This window comes from Streptomyces sp. WI03-4A (assembly GCF_033792105.1).
Classification (GTDB): domain Bacteria; phylum Actinomycetota; class Actinomycetes; order Streptomycetales; family Streptomycetaceae; genus Streptomyces; species Streptomyces collinus_A.
The window spans coordinates 35862-50527 of sequence record NZ_JARAUO010000005.1 but is presented as its reverse complement, the minus strand read 5'-3'; the positions used below and the strand labels follow the sequence as shown (position 1 = coordinate 50527).

The window sequence follows — 14666 nt, the reverse complement described above, 5'->3', positions numbered from 1 at the left end:
CCCCTTCGCCCGCAGCCCGCGCCGCTGTCGGTGGCTGAGGCTAGCGTGAGAAGTCCGGACCCGCGGACGCGGCCTCGGCGGTACCGGCCGGGCACTTGGCTAAGCGCTTGCTCGTTCAGGTCTTGTGCCGGGTGGAACGTGTTCTTAGCATCACTGGTGTTACAGCATCGGTGTCACACGCGCTTGGGGGCAGGACGGTATGACGACGGCAGGGACGCCGGCGACGCCGGGACAGGGTCCGCTCTCCGGCGTGCGCGTGGTGGAGCTGGCCGGCATCGGGCCCGGCCCGTTCGCCGCCATGCTCCTCGCCGACCTCGGCGCCGACGTGGTCCGGGTGGACCGCCCGGGCGGCCCGGGCCTCGGCATCGACCCCGCGTACGACGTGACCAACCGCAACAAGCGCTCGGTGATCGTCGACCTCAAGGCGCCCGACGGCCCCGCGCGCGTGCTGGACCTGGCCGCCCGTGCCGACGTCCTCGTCGAGGGCTACCGGCCCGGGGTGGCCGAGCGGCTCGGCGTCGGCCCCGCGGCCTGCCACGCCCGCAACCCCCGTCTGGTCTACGGCCGGATGACCGGCTGGGGCCAGGACGGCCCCCTCGCCGACCGCGCCGGGCACGACGTGGCCTACATCGCCCTCACCGGCACCCTCGGCATGATCGGCCGCCCCGGCGAGCCCCCGGCCGTCCCCGCCAACCTGCTCGGCGACTACGCCGGCGGCGCCCTCTACCTCGCCGTCGGCGTCCTCGCCGCCCTGCACCACGCGCGCGCCACCGGCACCGGCCAGGTCGTCGACGCGGCCATCGTGGACGGCACGGCGCACCTGTCGGCGATGATCCACGGCATGCTCGCCGCCGGCGGCTGGCAGGACCGGCGCGGCGCCAACCTGCTGGACGGCGGCTGCCCCTACTACGGCACCTACGAGACCGCCGACGGCGGCCACATGGCGGTCGGCGCCCTGGAGACCAGGTTCTACGAGGAGTTCCTGCGCCTGCTCGGCCTGGACGACCTGGCCCCGGCCCGCGGGGACCTGGCCCGCTGGGACGACCTGCGCGAGCAGGTCGCCGCCCGGTTCAAGTCCCGCACCCGCGAGGAGTGGACGGCCGTCTTCGAGGGCTCCGACGCCTGCGTGGCGCCCGTCCTCTCGCTGCGCGAGGCCCCGCACCACCCGCACCTGGCCGCCCGCGGCACCTTCACCGACCACGCCGGGATCACCCAGCCGGCGCCCGCCCCCCGTTTCTCCGCCACCCCGACCCGCGTCCGCAGCGGCCCGGCCCTGCCCGGCGCCGGCGCGGACACGGTGGCACGGGACTGGGGGATACCCGACCTCGCACCCGACCTCGCCCCCGGCGAGCCGGCCGCCGAGGGCGCCTGACCCGGCCCCCGGCCACCCGGCTCCCGACGATCCGGCCCGGCCTGCCGGCGCCGGACCCGCGGAGCCCCGGCCCCGGCCACCCGGCCCCCGACGACCCCCAGCCCTCCCTCAGCCCTCGGCGGCCGAACCCGCTCGGCCCACCCTCCCGAAAGGCACACCAGTGAGCACCGAAGCGTACGTGTACGACGCGATCCGCACCCCGCGCGGCCGCGGCAAGGCGAACGGCGCCCTGCACGGCACCAAGCCCATCGACCTGGTCGTCGGCCTCATCCACGAGATCCGCGACCGCTTCCCGGGCCTCGACCCGGCCGCGATCGACGACATCGTGCTGGGCGTCGTCGGCCCGGTCGGCGACCAGGGCTCCGACATCGCCCGGATCGCCGCGATCGCCGCCGGCCTGCCCGACACCGTCGCCGGCGTCCAGGAGAACCGCTTCTGTGCCTCCGGCCTGGAAGCCGTCAACATGGCCGCCATGAAGGTCCGCTCGGGCTGGGAGGACCTGGTGCTGGCCGGCGGCGTGGAGTCCATGTCGCGCGTACCCATGGCCTCCGACGGCGGCGCCTGGTTCAACGACCCGATGACCAACCTGTCGGTCAACTTCGTCCCGCAGGGCATCGGCGCCGACCTCATCGCCACCATCGAGGGCTTCACCCGCCGGGACGTCGACGAGTACGCGGCCCTGTCCCAGGAGCGCGCCGCCACCGCCTGGAAGGAGGGCCGCTTCGAGCGCTCGGTCGTCCCCGTGAAGGACCGCAGCGGCCTGGTCGTCCTGGACCACGACGAGCACATGCGCCCGGGCACCACCGCCGACTCCCTCGCCAAGCTCAAGCCGTCCTTCGCGGACATCGGCGAGCTGGGCGGCTTCGACGCCGTCGCGCTGCAGAAGTACCACTGGGTGGAGAAGATCGACCACGTCCACCACGCGGGCAACTCCTCCGGCATCGTCGACGGCGCCTCGCTCGTCGCGATCGGCTCCAAGGAGGTCGGTGAGCGCCACGGCCTCACCCCGCGCGCGCGGATCGTCTCCGCCGCCGTCTCCGGCTCCGAGCCGACCATCATGCTCACCGGCCCCGCCCCCGCCGCCCGCAAGGCCCTCGCCAAGGCCGGCCTGACCATCGACGACATCGACCTGGTCGAGATCAACGAGGCGTTCGCCGCGGTCGTGCTGCGCTTCGCCAAGGACATGGGCCTGTCCCTGGACAAGGTCAACGTCAACGGCGGCGCCATCGCGCTCGGCCACCCGCTCGGCGCGACCGGCGCGATGATCCTCGGCTCGCTCATCGACGAGCTGGAGCGCCAGGACAAGCGCTACGGCCTCGCCACCCTCTGCGTCGGCGGCGGCATGGGCATCGCCACCGTCGTCGAGCGCATCTGACCTCCCAGCGGACCCAAGAGACTTCAACGGAGACGACTGTCATGACCGAGAGCACCACCATCCGCTGGGAACAGGACGACACCGGGGTCGTCACCCTCGTCCTGGACGACCCGAACCAGTCCGCGAACACCATGAACCAGGCGTTCCGCGACTCCCTCGCCGCGATCACCGACCGGCTGGAGGCCGAGAAGGACTCGATCCGCGGCATCGTCTTCACCTCGGCGAAGAAGACCTTCTTCGCGGGCGGCGACCTGCGCGACCTGATCCGCGTCACACCCGAGACCGCCCAGGACCTGTTCGACGGCGGCCTCGCCATCAAGCGGAACCTGCGCCGCATCGAGACCCTCGGCAAGCCCGTCGTCGCCGCGATCAACGGCGCGGCCCTCGGCGGCGGCTTCGAACTGGCCCTCGCCTGCCACCACCGCGTCGCCCTCGACACCTCCGGCACGAAGATCGGCTGCCCCGAGGTCACCCTCGGCCTGCTCCCCGGCGGCGGCGGGGTCGTCCGCACGGTACGCCTGCTGGGCATCGCCGACGCCCTGCTCAAGGTGCTCCTCCAGGGCCAGCAGTACAACGCCCGCCGCGCCCAGGAGAACGGCCTCGTCCACGAGGTCGCCGGCACCCCGGAGGAACTGCTCGCCAAGGCCCGCGCCTTCATCGACGCCAACCCCGAGTCCCAGCAGCCCTGGGACAGGCCCGGCTACCGGATCCCGGGCGGCACCCCGGCCAACCCCAAGTTCGCCGCCAACCTGCCCGCCTTCCCGGCCACCCTGCGCAAGCAGACGGGCGGCGCGCCCTACCCGGCGCCGCGCAACATCCTGGCCGCCGCCGTCGAGGGCTCCCAGGTCGACTTCGAGACCGCCCAGGTCATCGAGGCCCGCTACTTCGTGGAGCTGGCCGCCGGGCAGACCTCGAAGAACATGATCCAGGCGTTCTTCTTCGACCTCCAGGCCGTCAACTCCGGCGCCAACCGCCCCCAGGGCGTCGAGCCCCGCCGGGTCCGCAAGGTCGCCGTCCTCGGCGCCGGCATGATGGGCGCCGGCATCGCCTACTCGTGCGCCCGCGCGGGCATCGAGGTCGTCCTCAAGGACGTCTCCCTGGAGGCGGCCCTCAAGGGCAAGGGCTACTCCGAGAAGCTGTGCGCGAAGGCCGTCTCCCGGGGCCGCACCAGCCAGGAGAAGGCCGACGCGCTCCTCGCCCGGATCACCCCGAGCGCCGACGCCGCCGACCTCGCGGGCTGCGACGCGGTGATCGAGGCCGTCTTCGAGGACACCGCGCTCAAGCACAAGGTGTTCCAGGAGATCGAGTCGGTCGTCGCGCCCGACGCGCTGCTGTGCTCCAACACCTCCACGCTGCCCATCACCGCGCTCGCCGAGGGCGTGGAGCGCCAGGCCGACTTCATCGGGCTGCACTTCTTCTCGCCCGTCGACAAGATGCCGCTGGTCGAGATCATCAAGGGCGAGCGGACCGGTGACGAGGCCCTCGCCCGGGCCTTCGACCTGGTCCGGCAGATCAACAAGACCCCGATCGTCGTCAACGACTCGCGCGGCTTCTTCACCTCCCGGGTGATCGGCCACTTCATCAACGAGGGCGTCGCCATGGTCGGCGAGGGCATCGAGCCCGCCTCGGTCGAGCAGGCCGCCGCCCAGGCCGGCTACCCGGCCAAGGTCCTCTCCCTGATGGACGAGCTGACCCTCACCCTCCCGCGCAAGATCCGCAACGAGTCGAGGCGGGCCGTGGAGGAGGCGGGCGGCACCTGGACCGCGCACCCGGCGGAGGCGGTCATCGACCGCCTGGTCGACGAGTTCGGCCGCACCGGCCGCAGCGGAGGCGCCGGCTTCTACGACTACGCGGAGGACGGCAGGCGCGGCGACCTGTGGCCCGGCCTGCGCGAGCACTTCACCAGGCCCGGGCACCGGATCCCGTTCCGCGACATGCAGGAGCGGATGCTCTTCGCCGAGGCGCTCGACACCGTACGCCTGCTGGAGGAGGGCGTGCTGACCTCCGTCGCCGACGCCAACATCGGCTCGATCCTCGGCATCGGCTTCCCCGGCTGGACCGGCGGCGTGCTCCAGTACATCAACGGCTACGAGGGCGGGGCCGCCGGCTTCGTCGCCCGCGCCCGCGAACTGGCCGAGACCTACGGCGACCGGTTCACGCCGCCCGCGCTGCTCGTCGAGAAGGCGGAGAAGGGGGAGCCGTTCGGCGACTCAGTCCGTCCGTGACCCGGTGAGCCACTCGCCCAGCTCTTCCCGCAGCGACCGCTGGAACGTGGTGAGCAGCGCCTGCACCACCAGCGGGTGCATGTGCGCCGACAGGGACTTCACGTCCCGGGTGTCACGCTCGGCCACCTCGCCGCGGAAGAGCTGGGACAGCTCGCGCGCCGCGGCGCGCGAGTGCTCGATGAGCACCTTGCGCGCCGCGAGGATGCTCTCCTGCGACAGCGGCACGTCGAGGAGCCGGACCCCGAGGCGGAGCAGCCCGGCGTCCACCCGGAACGTGCCGTCGTCCGCCGGTTCCACCGCGTTCATCGCCGCGAGGCGTTCCACGTCCTCCTCGCCCAGCGGCCGTCCGGCCCGCCGGTCGAGCTCCCCGCGGGACACCGTCTCGACGGCCTCCGGCGCCCAGGACGCGACCACCGCCCGGTGGATCGCCAGGTCGTCCGGGCTGAGGCCGGCCGGCAGCTGCCGCAGGTAGCGCTCGATCGCGGCCAGGGTCATGCCCTGCCGCCGCAGCTCCTCGATGAGGGCCAGCCGGGCCACGTGCCCCGGCCCGTAGTGGCCCACCCGGCGCGGCCCGATCACCGGCGGCTCGAGCAGGCCCTTGCTGCCGTAGAAGCGGACGGTGCGGACCGTGACGCCCGTCCGCGCGGCCAGCTCGTCGATCGTGAGGGTGGGCTCCCCGGCATCGGTCGTCATGTGCAGCAGTATCGCTGTCTCACCACTGCTGTGACACCCGGAGTGAAGCGTGTGCGGCGTGTGCGGGTCGTGTGAGAAGCGACGCTCTGTGACTCCGATTACCGCGTGACCTGGGAATTGTCTGGGAAGGTGCTGCCTTGGTCTGTGCCGCGCACACCAGAGGTGGTGCGGGCCGAGCCCTGCACGACCCCCGGGCCCACGAGGTCCGGGCGCACCAGGAAGTGGAACCACCCGTGAGCAACAAAGCCGTGGAATCGGCACAGGCCGCCGCTCATCCCCGGGCGGCCGGGACCCCCGCGGACGCGGGCGACGCCGGCTACAGCAAGGACCTCAAGGCCCGCCACGTCAACATGATCGCCATCGGCGGCGCCATCGGTACCGGACTCCTCCTGGGCGCCGGCGGCCGGCTGCACAACGCCGGCCCCGCCCTCGCCCTGGCGTACCTCGTCTGCGGCGTCTTCGCCTTCTTCGTGGTCCGCGCCCTCGGCGAGCTGGTCCTGTACCGCCCGTCCTCCGGGTCCTTCGTGTCCTACGCCCGAGAGTTCCTGGGCGAGAAGGGCGCCTACGTCGCCGGCTGGATGTACTTCCTGAACTGGTCGACCACCGGCATCGCCGACATCACCGCGATCGCGCTCTACACGCACTACTGGAGCATGTTCACCTCCATCCCGCAGTGGGTGCTGGCACTGATCGCCCTCGCGGTGGTGCTCACGGTGAACCTGATCTCGGTGAAGATCTTCGGCGAGATGGAGTTCTGGTTCGCGATCATCAAGGTCGCGACCATCGTCGGCTTCATGCTGATCAGCATTTTCCTGCTCGCCACCCAGCACAAGGTCGGCGGCCACACCCCCGGCATGAGCGTCATCACCGACCACGGCGGCGTCTTCCCGCACGGCGTGATGCCGGTCGTCCTGGTCATGCAGGGCGTGATCTTCGCCTACGCCGCCCTGGAGCTCGTCGGCGTGGCCGCCGGCGAGACCGCAGAGCCGGAGAAGGTCGTCCCGCGCGCGGTGAACTCGATCATGTGGCGGGTGGGCCTGTTCTACGTCGGCTCGGTCGTGCTGCTCGCGCTGCTGCTGCCCGGTTCGGTCTACTCCGCCGACCAGAGCCCGTTCGTGACGGTGCTGTCCAAGATCGGCGTCCCGGCGGCCGGTGACGTGATGAACCTGGTCGTGCTGACCGCCGCGATGTCCTCGCTGAACTCCGGCCTGTACTCCACCGGCCGCATCCTGCGCTCCATGGCCATGGCCGGTTCCGCGCCGAAGTTCACCGCCCGCATGAACCGCAGCCAGGTCCCCTACGGCGGCATCCTGCTGACCTGCGCGGTCTGCGTGCTCGGCGTCGGCCTGAACTACCTCGTGCCCAGCCAGGCCTTCGAGATCGTGCTGAACGTCGCCTCCCTCGGCATCATCAGCACCTGGGTGATCATCATGCTCTGCCACATGCTGTTCGTCCGCCGCGCCCGCGCGGGCCTGGTGACCCGGCCCGACTTCCGGCTGAAGTTCAGCCCGGTCACGGAGATCGCCACGATCGTGTTCCTGCTGGTCTGCCTCGGCATGATGTGGAACGACCCGGAGGTCGGCCGCAAGACCCTGCTCCTCATCCCGGTGCTCGCCGTCATGCTGGTCGCCGGCTGGTTCGCGGTACGCCGCCGCGTCTCCCAGAACGCCGACCAGGAACTGTCCCGGATGTCCCCGGACCCGAAGTAACCCCCCGGCGGCTGCCCGCCGCCGCGACCCGCCGCCACTGTCAGTGGCACCGCCTACGGTGGCGTCATGCCAGAGATCACGGAGATCGTGTACCTCCGGGGTGACGCCACCGCCCCGTTCGCCGAGGGGCCCAAGGTCATCGCCCATGTCTGCAACGACATCGGCGGCTGGGGCAAGGGCTTCGTCCTCGCGCTCTCCCGGCGCTGGCCGGAGCCCGAGGCCGCCTACCGCGCCTGGCACCGCGGCCGCGCGGGGAACGACTTCGGGCTGGGCGCCGTCCAGCTCGTCGAGGTCGGCCCGCGCCTGTGGGTCGCGAACATGATCGGCCAGCGCGGCGTCCGGACCGGCAGCAAGGGCGTCCCGGTCCGGTACGAGGCGATCGACGCCGCCCTCGGCCGGCTCGCCGGTGAAGCGGCGGAACGGGGCGCGTCCGTGCACATGCCCCGCATAGGCTGCGGTCTGGCGGGCGGCAGATGGTCCCGCGTCGAGCCGCTCGTCAGGGAGCGGCTGGTGGCGCGCGGTGTCGCGGTGACGGTCTACGACCACGGGGAGGGCGCGGGATGACCGCACGGGCAGGGGCCCACGACGTACTGGTGCTGGGCGGAGCAGGGGTCGACACCATCGTGTACGTCCCCGAGCTGCCGCTCCCGTACGCCGACAGCTACATGATCGACTCTGGGATCCGCGCCCGCGCGGGCCAGACCGGCGACTTCGTCTCGGTGGGCCTGGCCGCACTCGGCCTGCGCACCCACCACCTCGACCTGATCGGCGACGACCCGGAGGGCGACCTCGTCCGCGCCCTGCACCGGGAGCGGGGCGTCGGCCTGACCGCCCTGCCGCAGCCCGCGGGGACCAAGCGCGCGGTCAACCTCGTCGGCCCGGACGGCCGCCGGCTGTCCCTGTACGACACCAGCCGCTCCCACCCCGGCGACCGCTTCCCTGAGGAGCTGCTGCGCGGCCTGGCCCGGGCCGGCCGGCACGTGCACGTCACCATCACGCAGCCCTGCGCCGAGGCCCTGCCCGTGCTGGCCGGGACGGGCGTGCCTCTCTCGACCGACCTGCACGACTGGGACGGCGAGAACCCGTACCACGAGCCGTTCGCCCTCGCCGCGGACGTCGTCTTCCTGTCCGCCGCCGCGCTGCCCGACCCCGAGCGGACCATGCGCCGCATCGTCGAGCGCGGCCGGGCCGAGGTGGTCGTCGCCACCGCGGGCGCCGAGGGCGCCCACCTGCTGGCGGACGGCGAGCTGACCCGGATACCGGCCGTGCCGCCGCCCGCGCCGGTGGTCGACTCCAACGGCGCGGGCGACGCCTTCGCCGCCGCGTTCCTCTACGGCCGCCTCACCGGTGAGCCGCCCGCGCGGTGCGCCCGGTTCGGCGCGGTCGCCGGGGCGTACGCCTGCACCGTCCCGGCCACCCGGGCGGAGGCGGTGGGCCGGGACGAGCTGCTGGCGGGGGCGGCCCGGTCGGCGGTGTGAGCCGCCCGGGCGTCAGCGGCCGTGCACGTCGTCGGTCGCCGCGATCCGCTTCCACGACCGCGGCTGCGCCACCGCCGCGCCCGCCTTCGCGAGCGCGGCGGCGCGAGCCGCCGAGGCGGCCGGCCTGACCGGCTGGAACAGCCAGGTGTCGAACAGCGCGGTCAGCCTCTTGCCGGACACCCGCTCGGCGTACCTGCGGAAGTCGGCCACCGAGGCGTTGCCGTACGCGTGGTCGCGGGGCCAGCCCTTCAGAATGGCGAAGAACGCCCTGTCGCCGACCTTGTTGCGCAGGGCCTGGATGGCGAGCGCGCCCCGGTCGTAGACGGCGATGTCGAACTGGCCGTCCGGGCCCGGGTCGCCGGGCCGTACGGTCCAGAACGCGTCGCCGGCCGGGTGCGAGTCGTACACGTAGTCGGCGAGTTCCTGGGTGGTGCCCTCGCCCTCGTGCTCGGACCACAGCCACTGCGCGTACCTGGCGAAGCCCTCGTTGATCCAGATGTCCTTCCAGCGCTTGAGCGACACGTCGTCGCCGTACCACTGGTGGGCCAACTCGTGCACGACCACCGAGGTGTTGGAGCCGTTCGCGAACTGCTTCGGGCTGTAGTAGACGCGGGTCTGGGTCTCCAGCGCGTACCCGGTGGTGGTGTTCGGCACGTAACCGCCCGCGGAGGCGAACGGGTACGGCCCGAAGTAGCCGCTCAGCCAGTCGACGATCTCCCCGGTGCGCTCGACGCTCGCCCGCGCGGCCCCGTCGTTGTCGCCGAGGTCCTTGCTGTAGGCGTTGATCACCGGCACCCCGCCCTCGGAGGTGCCGGTGGTGATGTCGAACCTGCCCAGCGCGAGGGTGGCCAGATAGGTCGCCTGCGGCTTGTTCTGCCGCCAGGTGTAGCGGGTCCAGCCGAGCTTGGAGACGGTGGACTGCAGGGTGCCGTTGGAGATCGCCTGGGTGCCGTCCGGCACGGCCACCGACACGTCGTAGGTGGCCTTGTCGCTGGGGTGGTCGTTGCTCGGGAACCACCACCAGGCGGACTCGGGCTCGTCGGCGGCCACCGCGCCGTCCGGGGTGCGGTGCCAGGCCGTGAAGCCGTAGGCGCTCTTCGTCGACGGCACCCCGCTGTAGCGGACGACGACGGTGGCCGTGGTCCCCTCGGCCAGCGGCGTCTTCGGGGTGACGACCAGTTCGTGCTGCTGGGAGTGGGTGAACGCGGCCCTGACGCCGTTGACCCGGACCTCGCTCACGTCCAGCAGGAAGTCCAGGTCGAAGCTGGACAGGTCCTGCGTGGTCCGCGCCTGGATCGTCGCCGTGCCCTCCAGCTCGTCCGTCCTCGGCTGGTAGCGCAGCCGCAGGTCGTAGTGCGAGACGTCGTAGCCGCCGTTGCCGTAGTACGGGTAGTAGGGGTCGCCGATGCCCGGCGCGCCGGGGGAGGGGGTCGCGGCCGATGCCGGGATCGCCAGCAGCAGGGAGGCCGCCGCGAGTGCGCCCGGCGCGATGATTCTGCGGTGCACGTCAGCTCCAAGTCGTCAGGACAGGCAGTCTGTTCGGAGTCTGTTCGGAGCCTATTGAGTCGCTGTGGCCCCCGGCCTGTCCATGACCACCGCCGTCACACGATCGCCATTCAGCCGTCACGAGCAACGCGGGTGCCGTAAAGCCCTCTTCTGTACGGGAGTTGACCGGAGTACCGTCCGCGCATGCCGATACGCACGCCGATACGCACGCGCTTCACGATCTGGAGAGCGTTCGCGACCGCGGCCGTCACCGCCCTGCTGGCCGCCTTCCTCACCCCCGTCGCCGCACAGGCCGCGCCACCCCGTGAGAGCCGGCCCGTCTACTCCTACGCGCACGCCGTCCGCGAGTCGGTCTGGGTGGGCACCGGACTCGACGAGGACGGCGACGGCCACGAGGACCGCGTCGCCGCCGACATCGTCCGGCCCTCCGAACCGGCCCGCGAGTACCGCAAGGTACCGGTGATCATGGACGCCAGCCCGTACTACGCCTGCTGCGGGCGCGGCAACGAGAGCCAGGTCAAGACGTACGACACGCACGGTCACGTCGTCGGAATGCCGCTCTACTACGACAATTTCTTCGTACCCCGCGGCTACGCCTTCGTCGGTGTCGACCTCGCCGGCACCGACCGGTCCGACGGCTGCGTGGACGTGGGCGGCCGGTCCGACGTCCTCTCCGCCAAGGCCGTCGTCGACTGGCTGAACGGGCGCGCCAGGGCGTACACCACCCGGACCGGCACGAGGACCGTCAAGGCCACCTGGACCAACGGCCGGACCGGCATGATCGGCAAGAGCTGGGACGGCACCGTCGCCAACGGCGTCGCGGCCACCGGCGTCCGGGGCCTGAAGACCGTCGTCCCGGTCAGCGCCATCTCCTCCTGGTACGACTACTACTTCGCGCAAGGCGCCCCGCTGTACGACGGCGGCCCCGACGAACTGGCCGGCTACGTCGAGAGCGACACCGCCCGGGCGCACTGCGGGGCCGTGCGGAAGCGGCTCGCCGACGGCAGCCCGCGCAGCGGCGACTGGACCCCGCTGTGGACCGGGCGGAACTACGTCCCGGACGCCGCCAAGGTGCGGGCCAGCGTGTTCCTCGTGCACGGCATGCAGGACCTGAACGTGCGGACCAAGCACTTCGGGCAGTGGTGGGACGCCCTCGCGAAGCACGGCGTGAAGCGCAAGATCTGGCTCTCCCAGACCGGCCACGTCGACCCCTTCGACTACCGGCGCGGCGCCTGGGTCGACACCCTGCACCGCTGGTTCGACCACGAACTCCTCGGCTACGACAACGGCATCGACCGCGAGCCGATGGCCGACGTCGAACGCCACCCCGACCAGTGGGTCACCACCGGGGTCTGGCCGCCGCACGGCACCCGGGCCACCACCCTCCACCCGGCCCCCGGCACCACTCCCGGCGTCGGCAACCTGGGCCTCGGCCGGGCCACCGGCACCGAGACCCTCACCGACGACCCCGAGCTGAGCGAGACCGACTGGGCCGCCCGTCTCACCACGTCCACGCCCGAGAAGGCCGGCTTCGTCACCCCGCCCCTCACCCGCGCCCTGCGCCTGTCCGGCTCCTCGCGGGTGACCCTGACCGTCACCCCGACCACCTCCTCGGCCCACCTGTCCGCCGTGCTGGTGGACGTCGGCCCGGACACCGTCCGCGACTACGCCGACGGCGGCGAGGGCATCACCACGCTCACCGACCGCACCTGCTGGGGACGGAGCACGGCAGGGGACAGCGCCTGCTACAAGGAGACCCGGGCGAAGACGGTCCACGTCGACTACACCGTGTTCAGCCGCGGCTGGGCCGACCTCGGCCACCACGCCTCGCTGAGCAAGGGCGTCCCGCTCACCCCGGGCCGGGCCTACACCATGACCCTCGACCTCGCGGCCACCGACCACGTGGTCCCCGAGGGCCACCGGCTCGCGCTGATCGTCGCCGGCACGGACAAGGACCTGATCGACCCGCCGGCCACCCGCCCGACCCTCACCCTGGACCTCTCCCGCACGACGGCCCGCCTCCCGCTGGTCGGCGGAGCCCCGGCGTTCACGTCGGCGGTCCCGGGCGCCACCTCGGCCGCTCCCGCCCCGCGGCCGCTGGACGGCGTACGCGCGACGCCCTCCGGCCGCCGTCTTCCGGCGAGCTGAGTTCCGGAGCCTGCCGGGCGGGCGGCCCTCACCGGGCCGTCCGCCCCGCACGGGACCACTCGCTCAACCCCCGGCGGGCCCGGGGCGGCTCACCGTGTCGCCAGGGCCGCCGCCTCCCGGGCGCAGCCCCAGGCCACCGTGACTCCGGCGCCGCCGTGGCCGTAGTTGTGCACCAGGGTCCGGCCGTCCGGCAGGGGCCCGCGTTCCAGGCGTACCGCGTCGCGGGCGGGTCTGAGGCCGACCCGGTGTGCCAGGATCCGCGCCCCGGCGATCTCCGGCCGGACCGCCGCGCACCGCTCGACGATCGCGGCGGCGGTCGCCGGGTCCGGCTCCGGGGACCAGGCGTCCTCCTCCGCCGTACCGCCGAGGACCAGTCCGGCCGGCTGCGGGAAGAAGTAGGTCGAGGCGTCCGAGGCGTGGTCGACGGACGTGAACCAGGTCGTGATCCCCGGGTTCTCCACCAGGACCAGCTGCCCGCGCACCGGACGCACCGCCGGGTCCGGCACCAGTGAACGGGCCCCCAGACCGGTGCAGTTGACCACCGCACCGGCCGGGACGGCGGTCAGGTCCGTGACCTCCCGCTCCCGCACCGTGCCGCCCGCCTCGGCCAACCGCCCCCGCAGCCACGCCAGATGCGCCGGCATGTCGATCAATGGCAGCCGCGCCGCGAGCCCGTCGGTGACCGCGCGCAGCCCCGGCACCCGGCCCGCCCACGCACCCAGCTCGTCCAGCCGGGCTCCCCGGTGTACGCCCTCGACCAGGCGTACGCCCGTCTCCGCCGAGCGGTCCGCCAGTTCCTCGTACACCCGGAGGGTCTCCAGCGCCCACGCGCCGACCAGCGGCTCGGGCTCGATCCGGTACGGCCACCACAGCCCGCCGGCGACCGCCGAGGTGGTGCGCTCGGCGGGCTCCCGGGCCCACACCGACACCCGGCGGCCCGACTCGGCCAGCACCACGGCCGTGGTCAGCCCGGCGACCCCGCTCCCGACCACGATCACTTCGTCACTCGACTCGCGCTCCACGCGAGGACGCTAACGGAATATGTCATGCAGCGCTCACACCCGTCCCGGTGTGGGGATACTCACCACATGTCTGCCGCATACGCGACCTTCGGCCTGGCGCCGGCGACACGCGCCGGCGGTGTCCTCGCCGACGGTGGCTACCAGGTCCACCGTGACTTCGTGGACTTCGTCGTGGACGGGCGCCCGCTGCTCTTCCAGCTCTCCGACCTGGACGCCGTCTCTCCGCTCGCCTCCGACGTCCCGCCCGCCATCTTCACCGCCGAGGTGCGCGGCCTGCTGCTCGAGGCCGACGCGCCGCTCCCGGACGGCCGGTTCGTGATCTACGGCTGCCCCGAGTGCGCGGACCTCGGCTGCGGCGCGGTCACCGCCGTCATCGAGCGGGACGGCGACGACTACGTCTGGCGCGACTTCGCCTGGCAGACCGACGAGCACGTCGACCTGGAACGCAACGGCTACCACGGCATAGGGCCGTTCCGCTTCGACGGCCCCGGCTACCGCGCCGCCCTCGCCGCGCTGATCGAGGACGCCGGCGCCCCGCCCGCGCCCCGCCGCCGGGTGCTGCTGATCGGCGCCCGGGTGGCCGTCCTCGCCCGGCTCGCCGCCGCGTTGCGCGCCATCGGCGTGGGCGCCGACATCGTCCAGGACGCCCGCGGCGTCCCGGCTGAGGAGCTGCGCGGCTACGGCGCCGTGGCCTTCGGGCGCGCGGTCGGCGAGGCCGAACGGGCCGCCGTGTGCGCGGCGTTCGAGCGGGCCGGGGTGGAGGTCGCCCAGGTGGACGGCCTCGCCCCGATCGTCCCGCTGCTCGTCGCGCAGATCGAGCACGCCCTGGACCGCAGCCCGCTCGCGCGGCGCCGGCTGACCGGTCTGGTCACCGCGGGCGGCGTGGCCGGCGTGGACGTGACCTCGCCGTGCCGGGTCCGCGTCACGGCCTACCGCCTGGACCGCCTGTCACGCACCCACACCCACGAGGTCTTCGACGGCGTCCTGGAGCCGGGCCACCACCGCATCCCGCTGGACCCCCGGGCGGTGAAGGGGGAGTCGTACCTGGTGGCCCGGACGTCTGGCGGCGTGCTGGTGCGGCCCGTGGAGAGCCGATAGCGAGACGGGCCCGGGCACCCGCGGAGCGCCGCCCGCCCGG

General features: G+C 73.1%; 11 protein-coding genes. 8 read left to right on the top strand and 3 right to left on the bottom strand.

Annotated features, from left to right (window positions below):
* Positions 1–199: 199 nt before the first annotated feature.
* The 3 genes from PV343_RS07955 (at position 200) to PV343_RS07945 (ending at position 4972) form a co-directional block, all read left to right on the top strand.
* Positions 200–1372, top strand: a complete 1173-nt coding sequence (locus tag PV343_RS07955) for a CaiB/BaiF CoA transferase family protein (protein ID WP_319146077.1) — start codon at positions 200–202, stop codon at positions 1370–1372.
* A 160-nt stretch (positions 1373–1532) separates the two neighbouring features.
* Positions 1533–2747, top strand: a complete 1215-nt coding sequence (locus PV343_RS07950) for an acetyl-CoA C-acetyltransferase (RefSeq protein ID WP_319146076.1) — start codon at positions 1533–1535, stop codon at positions 2745–2747.
* A gap of 41 nt (positions 2748–2788) precedes the next feature.
* Positions 2789–4972, top strand: coding sequence for a 3-hydroxyacyl-CoA dehydrogenase NAD-binding domain-containing protein (locus PV343_RS07945; RefSeq protein ID WP_319146075.1), 2184 nt, complete (start codon positions 2789–2791; stop codon positions 4970–4972).
* Here PV343_RS07945 and PV343_RS07940 read toward each other — a convergent pair.
* Entirely contained in the window at positions 4958–5665 is a 708-nt protein-coding gene (locus PV343_RS07940; protein ID WP_319146074.1) for a MerR family transcriptional regulator, read from the bottom strand. The genes PV343_RS07945 and PV343_RS07940 overlap by 15 nt on opposite strands.
* Before the next feature lie 233 nt (positions 5666–5898).
* Between PV343_RS07940 and PV343_RS07935 the strand changes: the two genes are divergently transcribed.
* From PV343_RS07935 to PV343_RS07925, 3 genes are all read left to right on the top strand, one after another.
* Positions 5899–7374: an amino acid permease gene (locus PV343_RS07935; protein WP_319146073.1), complete on the top strand. Its 1476-nt coding sequence runs from the start codon at positions 5899–5901 to the stop codon at positions 7372–7374.
* Between the two features lie 75 nt (positions 7375–7449).
* Entirely contained in the window at positions 7450–7938 is a 489-nt protein-coding gene (locus PV343_RS07930; protein ID WP_319146281.1) for a macro domain-containing protein, read from the top strand.
* On the top strand, positions 7935–8852 hold the full coding sequence (locus PV343_RS07925; RefSeq protein ID WP_319146072.1) for a PfkB family carbohydrate kinase: 918 nt from the start codon (positions 7935–7937) through the stop codon (positions 8850–8852). Before PV343_RS07930 ends, PV343_RS07925 begins: the two co-directional genes overlap by 4 nt.
* Positions 8853–8864: 12 nt before the next feature.
* On the opposite strand, the gene PV343_RS07920 is transcribed toward PV343_RS07925, so the two are convergent.
* Complete coding sequence (locus tag PV343_RS07920; RefSeq protein ID WP_319146071.1) at positions 8865–10358, bottom strand: M1 family metallopeptidase; 1494 nt, start codon at positions 10356–10358, stop codon at positions 8865–8867.
* A 183-nt stretch (positions 10359–10541) separates the two neighbouring features.
* Between PV343_RS07920 and PV343_RS07915 the strand changes: the two genes are divergently transcribed.
* Positions 10542–12506 carry a Xaa-Pro dipeptidyl-peptidase gene (locus PV343_RS07915; RefSeq protein ID WP_319146070.1) on the top strand — a complete coding sequence of 655 codons (1965 nt, stop codon included), beginning with the start codon at positions 10542–10544 and terminating at the stop codon, positions 12504–12506.
* Between the two features lie 89 nt (positions 12507–12595).
* Here the strand turns inward: PV343_RS07915 and PV343_RS07910 are convergent, their stop codons facing one another.
* The gene (locus PV343_RS07910; protein ID WP_415923470.1) at positions 12596–13504 is read right to left on the bottom strand and encodes an FAD-dependent oxidoreductase; all 909 of its coding nucleotides are present in this window, start codon (positions 13502–13504) and stop codon (positions 12596–12598) included.
* Positions 13505–13594: 90 nt separating this feature from the next.
* Between PV343_RS07910 and PV343_RS07905 the strand changes: the two genes are divergently transcribed.
* Entirely contained in the window at positions 13595–14626 is a 1032-nt protein-coding gene (locus PV343_RS07905) for an oxidoreductase (RefSeq protein WP_319146068.1), read from the top strand.
* The last annotated feature ends 40 nt before the right edge of the window (positions 14627–14666 follow it).

What these genes read in the sequence shown, in the direction of transcription:
- PV343_RS07940 (WP_319146074.1), bottom strand. Translation starts at nt 5,665, where the DNA reads ATGACGACCGATGCCGGGGAGCCCACCCTCACGATCGACGAGCTGGCC.
- PV343_RS07925 (WP_319146072.1), top strand. Translation starts at nt 7,935, where the DNA reads ATGACCGCACGGGCAGGGGCCCACGACGTACTGGTGCTGGGCGGAGCA.
- PV343_RS07905 (WP_319146068.1), top strand. Translation starts at nt 13,595, where the DNA reads ATGTCTGCCGCATACGCGACCTTCGGCCTGGCGCCGGCGACACGCGCC.
- PV343_RS07945 (WP_319146075.1), top strand. Translation starts at nt 2,789, where the DNA reads ATGACCGAGAGCACCACCATCCGCTGGGAACAGGACGACACCGGGGTC.
- PV343_RS07915 (WP_319146070.1), top strand. Translation starts at nt 10,542, where the DNA reads ATGCCGATACGCACGCCGATACGCACGCGCTTCACGATCTGGAGAGCG.
- PV343_RS07955 (WP_319146077.1), top strand. Translation starts at nt 200, where the DNA reads ATGACGACGGCAGGGACGCCGGCGACGCCGGGACAGGGTCCGCTCTCC.